Genomic DNA, 11,281 nt, shown 5'->3' with positions numbered 1-11,281 from the left:
TTCTAATGACGGAATCAGCCTATAATTTAGGTGTTATTTATCGGCTTCAAGTTAAAAAGGGTGTGGTAGGGTAAGCTTGCTAAATAAATTTGTGACAAAAATTCACACTATATAAGAAGAGAATAAAATGACAGTTCAAGCGATTGAAGGAGTTGTATCACAATTAAATGTTGTGGCAACTCAGGCAACGAACCCAACAAAACCTATAATAGAACCCGTCGGTTTTGCTGATCATCTGGTCGCCTCTGTGAATCAAATAAATAAAACACGTAATGATTCTGCTAAGCAAGTTGAAAACTTTACGTTGGGAAAACAAGATATTTCTTTGAATGATGTGATGGTTGATATGCAAAAAGCGAGTTTAAGCCTCCAAATGGGCATACAAGTCAGAAATAAGCTGGTGGCTGCATACCAAGAAATTATGTCAATGCCAGTGTGATATGGTTATCTATTTGAATTAAAAAGAGTATTGTTAATTTCAATTCCATTTGGGGACGCATAGGGGACATTATTACTCAATCTTTGGTTTAATAAAGAAATTTGGTCTTGGTCGTTCTCAGGCATCCAAGCGCCATAAACATCATGAACCATCTTTGAGGATGAGTGTCCCATTTGTGTCGCTATAAACGAAGGGTTTGCGCCTGTGCTTAGCATCCAGCATGCGTATGTGTGCCTAGTTTGGTATGATTTTCTATGTCTAACTCCTGATTTTCGAATTAATGATTTCCATATTTGTGAGAATCCACCGGGAGAATAATATTTACTAGTGCCGCCATTGACGCTTACAATTGATGGTTGAAACACAAACGTGCATTTATCCTTCCTTATTTTTTTAAATTCTCTGGTATTTACATTTATATCTATCTGCTGCGTTAGCTTTGTATATGCAGATTGGTTTTTCAAGCAATTAAATGCAGCATCAACAAGATGAATGACCCTATCTGTCCCAGCGCTGGTTTTGGGATATGAAAACTTGGATGGTGCAAATATGTTGCGTCTAACCATTAGTGTTTTCTCGACCATGTCTATATCTTCCCAAGCTAATCCTATTGAGTTCACGTTACCTGATTGGTATCAGCACGGCATAACTTATCAGATGGGGGATGTGCAATGACTGATAAATACAAAAATCTTCGAGTTGCAATAGCAGCGGCTAGAAGAAAATCAAGAGAATCACTTCATCGCGCCAAATTTAGTGTTATTCAGCTTCCACTAGGAAATCTGGCTGTTGTGAAAACTTTTGATGCGCAACAAAGAGGAAAGTCGATTGTTTACTCAGTAGGTTGAGATAGGCATCACACAGTATTGCCGGAGGTAAGATGAGACTCGAAGACTTACCTAAGTACTTTTCACCTAAGAGCCCAATGTTTAGTGACTATCCAGCCGCTACAGCTTCAGATAACCTAACAATCACCGATGTAATGGCCTCGCTTGGTTTGGCGACCTCGAAAGCGAGAATGGGGATTGAATTGTTTTTGGCGAAACACGGTATCAATAAGCCAGATGAAGCGGTGGAAAGTCTCTATCAATATGCACTAACTCAGGCGCATAAATACAGTGCTATCCAAAAGCTTAATGAAGATGATAGGTCATCAGTTCTGCAAATACTCGCAAATTATGCATTTCAGGACTATGCAAGAAGCGCAGTCAGTAAAAAGGCTTGCCCTGATTGTCACGGAGGATTTATTGAAGCCGAGGTGTTCGATACTAAATATTCCACTAAGGCAAAGGTATTTGTATCTTCAGGAGGGCTAGCGCCACTTCGGATAGCTAACACTGCAAGAGAGGTTCGAGATACAACTAAAATAATTTGCAAAACATGCTGCAAATGCTCGGGGCGTGGATATTCACGGTTATCGGCTGAAGATGTAAGGCGTGAAATCTGCGATAAGGTTTTTGATTTGCCCGAAACTTCATGGCGTAGAAACATTAAGCCATTCTATGAAATGCTAATTCAGGAATGTTTCAAAGAACAGGAGAACGCAGAAAAGCAACTATCAATCGTCACAAAAAGAGAAAGTATTTCCATAAATTAACACTTAACTAGAAATATTCATTGCATGAATGGCGATAGTGGACTATCATGCTTCCAATGATGGGAATTTTGCATTTCATTATCCCAAGCGAAATAAAATAGAGCCTCACTTCGGTGGGGTTTTTTGCTTTCAAAGTCTAACGATTGTATTTTGTTGAATATAAGTAAAACGATTATGGAATTTTTGAGCGCTAAAGTATTTATTGGAATACTATCTAATACCGATAATTATTTAGAGTGACTATATGAAAGCGATAATAATATTACCTTACTTATTTTTGCTTGGATGCTCCACACCTGCAATGGAGATAAAAAGTGAAACCCAAAAAATTAAAGGATCTTCCAGCAGAGTTAAACCCATAAATACCTACTCAGTGGGGCACGGCAAAACAAAGTTTGAGGTTGAATTAGAGCAACAACAAAACAGAGTCGCTGTAAGAAGTCAAAATGATGACTCATATGCCTATTCGTTGGATTATCTTAGATATGAAAGAGATAAGCAAGAGAATGACAGGCGAAAGAGGGAAAAAGAGCAATCTGAAGCATCGCAACGAAAAATCCAATCTTTAGATAGAGAATATAGCTCGCTTGAGGCTATGTATATTTATAGAGATCTATCTAGAGATGAAAAGCAAAATATCGAGAGTAGAATGAAGCAAATAGAGATCGACCGAAATAGGGAAAGACTTCAGAGTTTAGGCTCCATAGGTGGAGATAGCAAGTCTTGGGAATGGCGGTGGGAACGATGATATAAATCATCATCTGATTTTTGTTATTAATTCCAACTCTCCGGAATTTCCGGATAGTTCACATTCAAGAGGTCGCCTAGTGCGGCCTTTTTTCGTATACGCCGCCACAGAATCAATTACCCTCGTTATCAATTAACACAAGAGCTGTGTGCGGCTATTTATTAACTCAACCTCAGGCACTCCGTAGGGGGTGAAGCTACAGCGCAATGAGAGTGATAAAGAATTCATTGATTCATTTAATGCTGTCGAATATATCAATGCATCCCGTGTCCACTTTGAGATGAATCGCGATGAAGCCGAGAAGCTCACAATGTCAGAGTTTCTGATGATGCTTAAAGCTAAGTATTCAGAGGAAAAAGGCTTCACCAAAGAAGAATATGACACTGCTGTTGATGATTATTTCGAGCGTAAAAAAGCGTCGAATTGCACAAGCTAAAGGAACAAGGGGTAACTATGTATTTACATGTTTTACGCAAAAATCCTGTAGGTAAGCTTAACGTAGAGCAGGAGTTGATTAAAGTAAGTAGCGTTGAGTTCACTAGTGGTTTTTCTTCTAACGATAGATATTATAGTGATGTTGTTATCATTTGCAGGGTTGATAGCTCAAGGGAAAATAATCTAATGTTTATTGAATTAAAAGAAGGAGATGTATTTCAGGCGTTAAGTGAGTCTGGCGCTATTCTGAAAGAATATAAAAAATAACGCCATGAGACTCTACTTCTTAATCCCTAATTTTTCTTTAACGACTTCCATCTCTCGTTCAAGCTGGAATATGCGCTCAGCCGCATCAGAAATCGTTAAAACTTCAACATGAGAATTACGCAGTATCCAATATTCGATAGCTGCGACCGTTTCTTGATTGGCTGACTGATTATTAAATTCAGCTAACTCTTGAATTCTATCTTTTAAATCAGTCGGTAATCTGAGGTTAACCTGCGGATGCTTATATTTTCTTTCCATGCCACCTATCCTCAAAAACTCTCATTCTAGATAGGTGTTTTTTAGGTATTAATGAGTATCAAGTAGGTATCGTTGTATATGTATACAGTATTTTTGTTTGCGTGGTGCTTTTGTCAGTGGCAAGGTATCTTTTTATTGCAGATAAAAAAGAGCATGGCAATCTCGCGGGGCGCGAATTATACGAGCGTCAATGTAAAATACAAGCAAAACTGTTGACTTAATGAAACTTAACTTTCATTATAACCAGAGGTAATACGCATCGTATACCTAGATGTAAATTATAACTCATTGGTTTATAACGAAGTTAATATGAGTCACGCACTGCAAAAGCCTAATCGCTTAAATATACCTGCTCGTGACAAAAATAAAATCGCAGCGCCAAGAGCTGCCATGAGCGAGCAAGGAAGTCATGATAATCAAGTCAAGAATGCTTTTGACTTTGGTTTCACTCGCTATGAAAAAACCATGGAAAAATTAGCTAAGGTATAGTGAGTGCTGAATATCACAGGGGAGTTTGTTGAAGGAATTAACTATCTGTCTATCGATGATATAATAAACATCAATAGAACATTGATAGAGCGACAAACGCCCAATGAGCCAATCGAAGTATTAAACTTTAACAACCTTAGCTCATCCCAATCAAGACCAAGCCAAGTAAAATACTATGAATAAACAGATGATATGTTTGTTCTTGCTGCAGTATTAATTGAAAGCCTGATACAAAACCATCCTTTTGCCAATGCGAACAAACGAACCGCCATGATGGCAGGGTACGTTTTTTATTACTTAATGGTTATGAACTAACGGCTCCAGAGGATGAAGTGGTCGAAATGGCTCGCGGACTAGCAACTAAAGAATATTCGCTTGATGAACTGGACAGTTGGCTGTGTAATTGGTCAAGAGATTTTGATTCAAGGCAACTTTGCAAAGAGCGAATAGGCATTGAATACTGCTCGATATTCAGCATTAAATCAGATTAACCCACCTCGGTGGGTTTTTTATTGTCTTAAATGCAGCATTGCCATAACATGCCGATGAACTTAAGCTAAACTTTTAAGGTAATGGAATGAATAAATTACTAGCGTGCTTTTTGAGCGTATCGATTTTAAGCTCTACTGGGTGCGTAACTGCAGCTGTTTGGGATTCTAACGCAGCAAAAGAGACTAAAACAAGGGCGAGTGTTGATTTAAAAGATAATATTGTATCAGCTTTTGAATATAAAGATATTAGCGTTAAAAATAAACTAACTAATAAAAAATTAAAAGATATTGAGCTTCCTACTTCAGGTTATGGTTTTTTAGGTGATAAATATGTTTATATACTCACGAATGGCTCTGCTGAATTAATGAAATTAAATGAGTTGGTTAAAGTAATTCCATTGTCAGCATTTAATAACCCTGAGGGAGTTATTAGAATAGAGATAAAGCCAGATGAGCGCAAAGAAGGACTAGTAAAATTTAATGACAGCTACTTTGTTTATATAGATAAAAAGTACAAGTTAAGTCCAGAACAAGAGAAAAACCTTAAGGATTTTGGTTTTAGTGAGAGGCGATTTGATAATGATAAGTCATGGGTTAAAACAATCCCGCTAAGTGGCTATTTATTTGATAGGGACGAGATCACTCTTCTATCAGCCCCCAATGCTAAGCTAAACCAATCATATAAGGTTGAGTTTTATACTTCAGAGGAATATACATCACTTAGTGCTGGGAAATTGGCTGGCAATGTTATGATTACACCATTTACTATTGCTGCTGATATTATTGCGACGCCAATATTACTTATACTGTATGCAAATTACGTCAATAAGTAATGAACAAATAGCAAAAACATTGATTAGGTCGCTCATGCGGCCTTTTTTGTTTGCTTCAATTTGCACTCCCGCTAAGCTAACACTCGGTAGGAATCTAGCCTGTCCTTGGGCTGATTTCATTGCATTACCCATCGGTCATTAACCCAACTGGTAGGGCTGTCTTCAATATTTACAATCCAATCGGCTGAAGATAGCGATAAAGTTAACTGCGAAAGTGCTTCAAGCCAATACTCGATTGATTCCATTAATATAGCTTCGTCTTCTAAAGGCAGTTTCGTTGAGCCTTCTAAAATAAACCCCTGAGACAACTCTTCATAAAAGTTTAGAGTTTCAGCTTCATTTTTGTATGGAAAGGATTGATTTAACTTATTCACCAGATTGTTAAATGAGTCTTTTTCGGTGGTTGTTAATAGGGAGTTCCTAGTTGCTGAATAATAGATTGATACGCCCATGGCTAAGGCCTCACTGTAAGAGAGTTAGAAATAGCGAATAATAATAGGGTAGTTATAAGCAATAAAATAAGAGTTAGCTTAATTAAGTAAGATTGCTGTAGATAGCCCGTCCTTGGGCTTGCAATCCAGATCACACATTACGCCTCTTGATTGAGGTTTTTTCGCTTCCTTGATAATATCAATAAATCTTAAGTTAAATTTATGGTGGTGTATGAAAAAGGGAATTCTTCTATCTTTTATTTTTGTGATTTTGCTTTCAGGTTGTAGCTACGTGACTGATAAGTATTATTTGAATAGTGAATAGCCACCAATTCAGTAGACACTCACTAATTTTCCTTTATACCGTTTTTCATACTCTACAGGCGACTGTTGATTATTGGAACCGTGCCTGCGTTTAACGTTGTAGAACATTTCGATATACTCAAAAATATCAATTTAGCTGGCATCATTTTCAGTTATCCACACTATATATATTATTAACCATTCAAGTTCTCCTTTAGGTTGAAGAGTTAATTTTATTGTTATGGCTAGGCAATTAAAATATGGGGTTCATGGTGTACTTACGTTTTGGGTTACACGTAATTTGTATTTATCAATATTCATGCTTACCTCTGGATGTGGGAAACCATTACTTATCGATTGATAACAATTATTTATTCTGTTTAAATGATTGCATTCTGATTTGTATAGGTGTTATTTATGGAAGCTTCATTTGTTGCTATTCAATTTTTCGGGCAATTATTCCCTACGCATCCTTTCACGTTAGCTGAAAGTGTTGGGAAAGCGGTTTCCATTATTATGTTTATACATTAGTGTTGGTGCGGTGGGTTACTTGTGCTTGATAGCGTTTTGATTTTTGGCTGTCATCACAACCATTCCAGTGAGCTTATCGAGGGCATTTTTACGGCTCCCAACGTTAACAGCCTGAGTGATTTGTCGGTTTATATCTTTATTAATGCCTTTTAATTTTTCCTGAACGGGCCTCTTTCACGTGCTTGTCCGTTAGCCATGTGATTAGTCTTGCTCCATTTCCATAACCTTCATTAAAGTTTCCATTATCACTGACTTTCTTTTCCAAAAGATTTGCGTTCTATTATCCATCTACCAAAACCTCATGAAGAAATAGATAGGGCGTTTAGTGATATGCCACAAGTATGACAAGTGACCATAATAAATATATATTGTCAGGTTAATAAAGAATATAGAGAGATTGATAATGAATACTTTGGATAAATTAAAAACTAAATACCCAAATGCATCGGTATGGTCATTCGGTGATAGCCCCGAACTTGCTGATGAGTTAGTTGCTCTTGTAGTTAATGGGCGTAAAACCGCGTCATGTAGTTCATTGAAATCCTATTTATCTGAAGATTTAATTAAAATTGGTGGCATCAATATTATCCTTAATGGGGCTAAAGAGCCTAAGTGTGTGATACGGACAACAGCATTAAAACTAATTAAGTTTAATGAAGTTACTGAAGAGTTTGCGAGGAAAGAAGGTGAGGGTGATTTAAGCTTAGATTTTTGGAGAGCGGGTCATAAGGACTTTTTTACTCGAGAAGGCTGTTTTTCTGATGATATGGAGCTAGTTGCTGAAGAGTTTGAGCTAATTGAAGTCATTTAAAAAACTTACAAGACCCGCTTACAGTGGGTTTTTATTGGATGGAATATAAAATAAACATATTTATCCTATGCGCCGTAAACCCTGGTCATTAAACTTCTCTTATAAAGCTAGTTATTTAATGGTTAGTATAATAAAGTTTGCTATCTCTAAATATTTGTGGTCTAATTCGTTCACTGGTTTGGAAGTACAGGCCTATTTATGCTAGTCAGTTTTAAGATGTTCACCATTAAGCGCTATCTCAGATACCTCTTCATTGCGAATTCCTTCTAATTAATTCCCATAAGTAAAAATACCAAACAAACCGCACATATGCCTTATGGCAAAATTAAAAAATTAAAGGAAATTCTATGTCTAATACAATGACTGGTTCAGTAAAATGGTTTAACGATGATAAAGGTTTTGGTTTTATTACTCCTGCTGATGGCAGTAAAGATGTGTTTGTTCACTTCTCTGCAATCCAGAGCGATAACTTCAAATCTTTAGCTGAAGGCCAACAAGTTTCATTTACCATTGAAAATGGTATGAAAGGTCCAGCTGCTGCAAATGTAGTTGCGCTTTAAGGGCACAATAAAAATTTATTTTTATTTTAAATGTCCTTGCTGTAGCGGCTCACAATATCGGACTTCACAGTTTGATATTTCAGTAAGTAATCCACATGGTGCAAAATGTATTTTTTGCAAAAGTGCGATGAAAGCTCAAGCTAATTAGCGGCCAGTTAGGTCAATATTTAAAACCTCGCCAAGTGCGGGGTTTTTTGACATTAATAGGTTAGGTTTTTACGATAACCTATTATATGGCGATTAAATTCCAATAATATATATGCATGATCTTCAGATAATTAATAAAATAATAACCCTATTCATATTATAAAGGCTACATTAAGTAGCCTTTAGTGACGCTAATTCAGCCTGCCTTGGGTCACTATTGAGCCGCTCTCTGTATCGCTTCGCCTCCGGCCTCGACATCTTCACCGACGCCTTTGGTGGTATTACAGGCTGTTAAAGAGAATATAACCGCGATTGAGCATACGAATAAACTGATCTTTTTTAACATATCTTCTTCCTCTCGTTGTAAAAAAACACAAGTCATCAGATAGTGCTTGTTTAATTATAGCAGAATATCAACAGTGTCATTTTTCGCTTATTTTGCCGATGTAAATAAATGAGTATTTCAGGAAATAAAAAGAACCCTGCAATTGGGTTAAGGGATCGCAGGGTATCAAGGTTTAAATACACTAGACTGTCTTATTAGTATGCTATCGAGAGTAATTTATTGCTTGGTTCTATGTACTCAGTGTTTTTAACGTTCTTCAGCTGAGAATATTAATGTATAACCATGGTTAAAAAATAACCAGAATAATTTTGTAAAGGTTTGAGCTAACGTTGCTTGGTCATTTATCCTTTACGCGAGTTTTATCTATGTCACCTAATCACTCAATTAATGTAATTGCCTGATGAGTACGCGTTTTTATTGCTCTGGATGGTTATAAAGAGTACATTTTGAGCCTGTATTTCATTCATGGTTATTTGATGTGCTAACTAAGATTTTGCGTTTCTTATGTGTTCTATTATTGGTATTGCTTGCATTTGTATTTGGCGTTTCTCTGAATGTGAGTAAAAACCCGAGCGTTATTGACGGCGCAAAAGCGATGGTTGCTGATTTTATGTATCAACCTCAAGCGGCTAGTTTTAAAAATGTCACGTTTTATTCAAACGGCACTAGCATGAAAAATAAAGTGATTGGTCATGTCTGCGGCGAAGTTTTTACTTTTAAGGATGGGAGCCCTTATAAATATAAACGGTTTATCGTCCAAGTGGCCGCAAGTAAGCAGGGCTCATGCGTGTATTCTTTTCCATTATTTGATTTTGAAGGTGAAATAATGTCAGAGAATGACTTTCAAAAGAGATGGGGTAATAGTTGTGAATAAGATTACGGCTAAAAAATTAATTTTGTCCAATGTGAAGTGTTCCATCGGGTTTGCTTAGGTTAACGATTATATCAAGAAAAAAATGGCTCCGAGTAGGAGCCGAAAGGAATGTATTAAATGAGATTAACATTGGTGTTCACTATACCGCTTCTTTAGTTAGCTTATGAATACATAGTTAAAAATATGTTTCTTTTTGTAAGTTTTTAACAGCAAGAGTAACGTTATCAAAGTTAACTAGACTATATTCTTAAAAATAATTAATAAAATTCAATAAGTAATCTAGAAAGTGAGAGCTGTATTTATCTGTAGATTAGGCACTTATTGGTATTCTAGTTGTATAACCCTATTTCCAAAGCATCAAGGTATTTATTGGTTTTAATTTGCATTTTTACTGATCTAACATGGTTGCAGTGAGTTGATGAGGGCAAAACATGAAGAGAGACGAGGTCATTGATTATATACAGAGCCATTATGGTGTAGCTCCTGAACACCCATGGGCTAAGCTGCCTAAATACCTTGTTTTTCGGCATACAAACAACTCAAAGTGGTTTGCTGTTATGATGAGTATTCCAGCAAATAAATTATATGAAGGTGGAGGGGGTAAGATAATTGACATTATAAACCTGAAAGCTGCCCCTGAATTAGTTGGTTCTTTAAGGCTAATTAAAGGTGTTTACCCTGCATACCATATGAACAAGGAGCACTGGGTGACGGTACATCTGAATAGTGATTTTAATAAGCACGAACTTACCTTGTTGATCGATGAAAGTTATAAACTAACCTATAAATAGCGGGTTGGTTTGTAAACTTGTTACTGTATTTTTTCTTTAGCGTTATGGTATCCAGTTGTTAGTATCATTTACTACTTTCAAACGATAGAACACTAAAAAGGCATGATGATGAAAAAAATTTTAGTCGCAATGGCTTTTACAGCCTTATTAGTTGGTTGTGATAGCAAGCCTGATGCTCCATTTGGCTTAACTTGGGGGCAGTCAATGGAAAGTATCAACTTTGTTAAAGATGGTAACTGTGAAACGAAAGAAAATATCACAACTTGTAAGTTTGAAAATCAGAAGCCTTTTAATCAATGGTCCTATTCAAATGAACTCACCTTTGATAAAGGAGCGCTGGTCAAAGTTATTTCTACATTCGCGGGGATTGATGGGCGTAATCCCAGTTTCCAGAATTTTAATGAAAAGCTGAATATTGAAGCTGATTTTCTGCAAAAAAATGGTTTCAATGCAGACCTCATCACTAAGATAAAGCAAAATTGCCAAAACAGTGAGGCTTGCGATAAAACAAGTGAGAGGTTCACAACACCTATAGGTAACATTAGTATTTGGCTGACAACTAAATCAACACACAACCCCATTGGGGTTGTAACATTCACACCTTAATACTTTGGGTTATATTAAAAATAACTTGATTGGTCGTTATTTATAATAAATTTAATTTAAATATAAGCGGCATATGGTTATTAAATTAGTAAACTAATGTTATTAATTGGCAGTTAAAGCATTAATGGTTATTAATTAAGGCAGATTAATCTTAATTATGAAATATTGAAAAATGCCCCCAATGGATATTGGGGTGTTTTTTCTCAAAGTCATAATCTTTTTTAGTCAAAAAAAGAGTCTTAATCTGATTTTTAATTGCTTCATTAATAATATTTAGTTTATTTAATATTTTGATTTAAGTAGGGTTACTTAGTGGGAATTGTT

17 protein-coding genes and 3 pseudogenes are annotated in these 11,281 nt (G+C 36.2%); 15 read left to right on the top strand and 5 right to left on the bottom strand.

What is annotated here, in order from left to right; genetic code table 11:
• Positions 1 to 127: 127 nt before the first annotated feature.
• Positions 128 to 439, top strand: coding sequence for a flagellar hook-basal body complex protein FliE (fliE, locus tag ACIPUA_RS07470; RefSeq protein WP_042844236.1), 312 nt, complete (start codon positions 128 to 130; stop codon positions 437 to 439).
• A gap of 5 nt (positions 440 to 444) precedes the next feature.
• Here fliE and ACIPUA_RS07465 read toward each other — a convergent pair whose 3' ends face one another.
• Positions 445 to 1,059 carry a tyrosine-type recombinase/integrase gene (locus ACIPUA_RS07465; RefSeq protein WP_276319016.1) on the bottom strand — a complete coding sequence of 205 codons (615 nt, stop codon included), beginning with the start codon at positions 1,057 to 1,059 and terminating at the stop codon, positions 445 to 447.
• A 51-nt stretch (positions 1,060 to 1,110) separates the two neighbouring features.
• Between ACIPUA_RS07465 and ACIPUA_RS07460 the strand changes: the two genes are divergently transcribed.
• From ACIPUA_RS07460 to ACIPUA_RS07440, 5 genes are all read left to right on the top strand, one after another.
• Positions 1,111 to 1,287 (top strand): hypothetical protein, encoded by a 177-nt coding sequence (locus ACIPUA_RS07460; protein WP_155405727.1) that lies wholly within the window; start codon positions 1,111 to 1,113, stop codon positions 1,285 to 1,287.
• A gap of 32 nt (positions 1,288 to 1,319) precedes the next feature.
• On the top strand, positions 1,320 to 2,036 hold the full coding sequence (locus ACIPUA_RS07455; protein ID WP_449059524.1) for an antitermination protein Q: 717 nt from the start codon (positions 1,320 to 1,322) through the stop codon (positions 2,034 to 2,036).
• Between the two features lie 244 nt (positions 2,037 to 2,280).
• A complete protein-coding gene (locus tag ACIPUA_RS07450) occupies positions 2,281 to 2,784 on the top strand; it encodes a hypothetical protein (RefSeq protein WP_048606800.1) in 504 nt (167 codons plus the stop codon).
• Positions 2,785 to 2,974: 190 nt separating this feature from the next.
• A complete protein-coding gene (locus ACIPUA_RS07445; protein WP_048606803.1) occupies positions 2,975 to 3,220 on the top strand; it encodes a DUF6246 family protein in 246 nt (81 codons plus the stop codon).
• 17 nt (positions 3,221 to 3,237) lie between these two features.
• Positions 3,238 to 3,486, top strand: a complete 249-nt coding sequence (locus tag ACIPUA_RS07440; RefSeq protein ID WP_449059523.1) for a hypothetical protein — start codon at positions 3,238 to 3,240, stop codon at positions 3,484 to 3,486.
• Positions 3,487 to 3,498: 12 nt separating this feature from the next.
• Here the strand turns inward: ACIPUA_RS07440 and ACIPUA_RS07435 are convergent, their stop codons facing one another.
• Entirely contained in the window at positions 3,499 to 3,744 is a 246-nt protein-coding gene (locus ACIPUA_RS07435) for an Arc family DNA-binding protein (RefSeq protein ID WP_048606807.1), read from the bottom strand.
• A 309-nt stretch (positions 3,745 to 4,053) separates the two neighbouring features.
• Here ACIPUA_RS07435 and ACIPUA_RS07430 point away from each other — a divergent pair, with 309 nt between their 5' ends.
• From ACIPUA_RS07430 to ACIPUA_RS07420, 3 genes and pseudogenes are all read left to right on the top strand, one after another.
• Positions 4,054 to 4,233 (top strand): hypothetical protein, encoded by a 180-nt coding sequence (locus tag ACIPUA_RS07430; RefSeq protein ID WP_048606808.1) that lies wholly within the window; start codon positions 4,054 to 4,056, stop codon positions 4,231 to 4,233.
• A gap of 12 nt (positions 4,234 to 4,245) precedes the next feature.
• Positions 4,246 to 4,724: pseudogene (locus tag ACIPUA_RS07425) on the top strand (type II toxin-antitoxin system death-on-curing family toxin).
• 86 nt (positions 4,725 to 4,810) lie between these two features.
• A complete protein-coding gene (locus tag ACIPUA_RS07420) occupies positions 4,811 to 5,557 on the top strand; it encodes a hypothetical protein (protein WP_449059522.1) in 747 nt (248 codons plus the stop codon).
• A gap of 116 nt (positions 5,558 to 5,673) precedes the next feature.
• On the opposite strand, the gene ACIPUA_RS07415 is transcribed toward ACIPUA_RS07420, so the two are convergent.
• Together ACIPUA_RS07415 and ACIPUA_RS07410 are read right to left on the bottom strand one after the other, a co-directional pair.
• Positions 5,674 to 6,009: a hypothetical protein gene (locus ACIPUA_RS07415; RefSeq protein ID WP_449059521.1), complete on the bottom strand. Its 336-nt coding sequence runs from the start codon at positions 6,007 to 6,009 to the stop codon at positions 5,674 to 5,676.
• A 312-nt stretch (positions 6,010 to 6,321) separates the two neighbouring features.
• Positions 6,322 to 6,441, bottom strand: a pseudogene (locus ACIPUA_RS07410) (IS3 family transposase); the annotation flags it as partial.
• 784 nt (positions 6,442 to 7,225) lie between these two features.
• Between ACIPUA_RS07410 and ACIPUA_RS07405 the strand changes: the two are divergent.
• The 3 genes and pseudogenes from ACIPUA_RS07405 to ymcF all read left to right on the top strand — a co-directional run.
• Positions 7,226 to 7,633: an ASCH domain-containing protein gene (locus ACIPUA_RS07405; protein WP_042844226.1), complete on the top strand. Its 408-nt coding sequence runs from the start codon at positions 7,226 to 7,228 to the stop codon at positions 7,631 to 7,633.
• 347 nt (positions 7,634 to 7,980) lie between these two features.
• Positions 7,981 to 8,193 carry a transcription antiterminator/RNA stability regulator CspE gene (cspE, locus tag ACIPUA_RS07400; protein WP_042844225.1) on the top strand — a complete coding sequence of 71 codons (213 nt, stop codon included), beginning with the start codon at positions 7,981 to 7,983 and terminating at the stop codon, positions 8,191 to 8,193.
• 7 nt (positions 8,194 to 8,200) lie between these two features.
• Positions 8,201 to 8,323: pseudogene (gene ymcF / locus ACIPUA_RS07395) on the top strand (cold shock small protein YmcF); the annotation flags it as partial.
• Between the two features lie 231 nt (positions 8,324 to 8,554).
• Here the strand turns inward: ymcF and ACIPUA_RS07390 are convergent.
• Positions 8,555 to 8,686 carry an entericidin A/B family lipoprotein gene (locus tag ACIPUA_RS07390; protein WP_048606810.1) on the bottom strand — a complete coding sequence of 44 codons (132 nt, stop codon included), beginning with the start codon at positions 8,684 to 8,686 and terminating at the stop codon, positions 8,555 to 8,557.
• Positions 8,687 to 9,164: 478 nt separating this feature from the next.
• Here ACIPUA_RS07390 and ACIPUA_RS07385 point away from each other — a divergent pair, with 478 nt between their 5' ends.
• From ACIPUA_RS07385 to ACIPUA_RS07375, 3 genes are all read left to right on the top strand, one after another.
• A complete protein-coding gene (locus ACIPUA_RS07385) occupies positions 9,165 to 9,560 on the top strand; it encodes a hypothetical protein (protein WP_449059520.1) in 396 nt (131 codons plus the stop codon).
• Positions 9,561 to 9,991: 431 nt separating this feature from the next.
• On the top strand, positions 9,992 to 10,351 hold the full coding sequence (locus tag ACIPUA_RS07380; RefSeq protein WP_071547939.1) for an MmcQ/YjbR family DNA-binding protein: 360 nt from the start codon (positions 9,992 to 9,994) through the stop codon (positions 10,349 to 10,351).
• A gap of 108 nt (positions 10,352 to 10,459) precedes the next feature.
• Positions 10,460 to 10,957 carry a hypothetical protein gene (locus tag ACIPUA_RS07375; RefSeq protein ID WP_048606812.1) on the top strand — a complete coding sequence of 166 codons (498 nt, stop codon included), beginning with the start codon at positions 10,460 to 10,462 and terminating at the stop codon, positions 10,955 to 10,957.
• Positions 10,958 to 11,281: the final 324 nt, after the last annotated feature.

The sequence above is a fragment of the Providencia sp. AGC89 genome (genome assembly GCF_053543535.1).
This window is presented reverse-complemented; position numbering and strand designations above follow the sequence as displayed.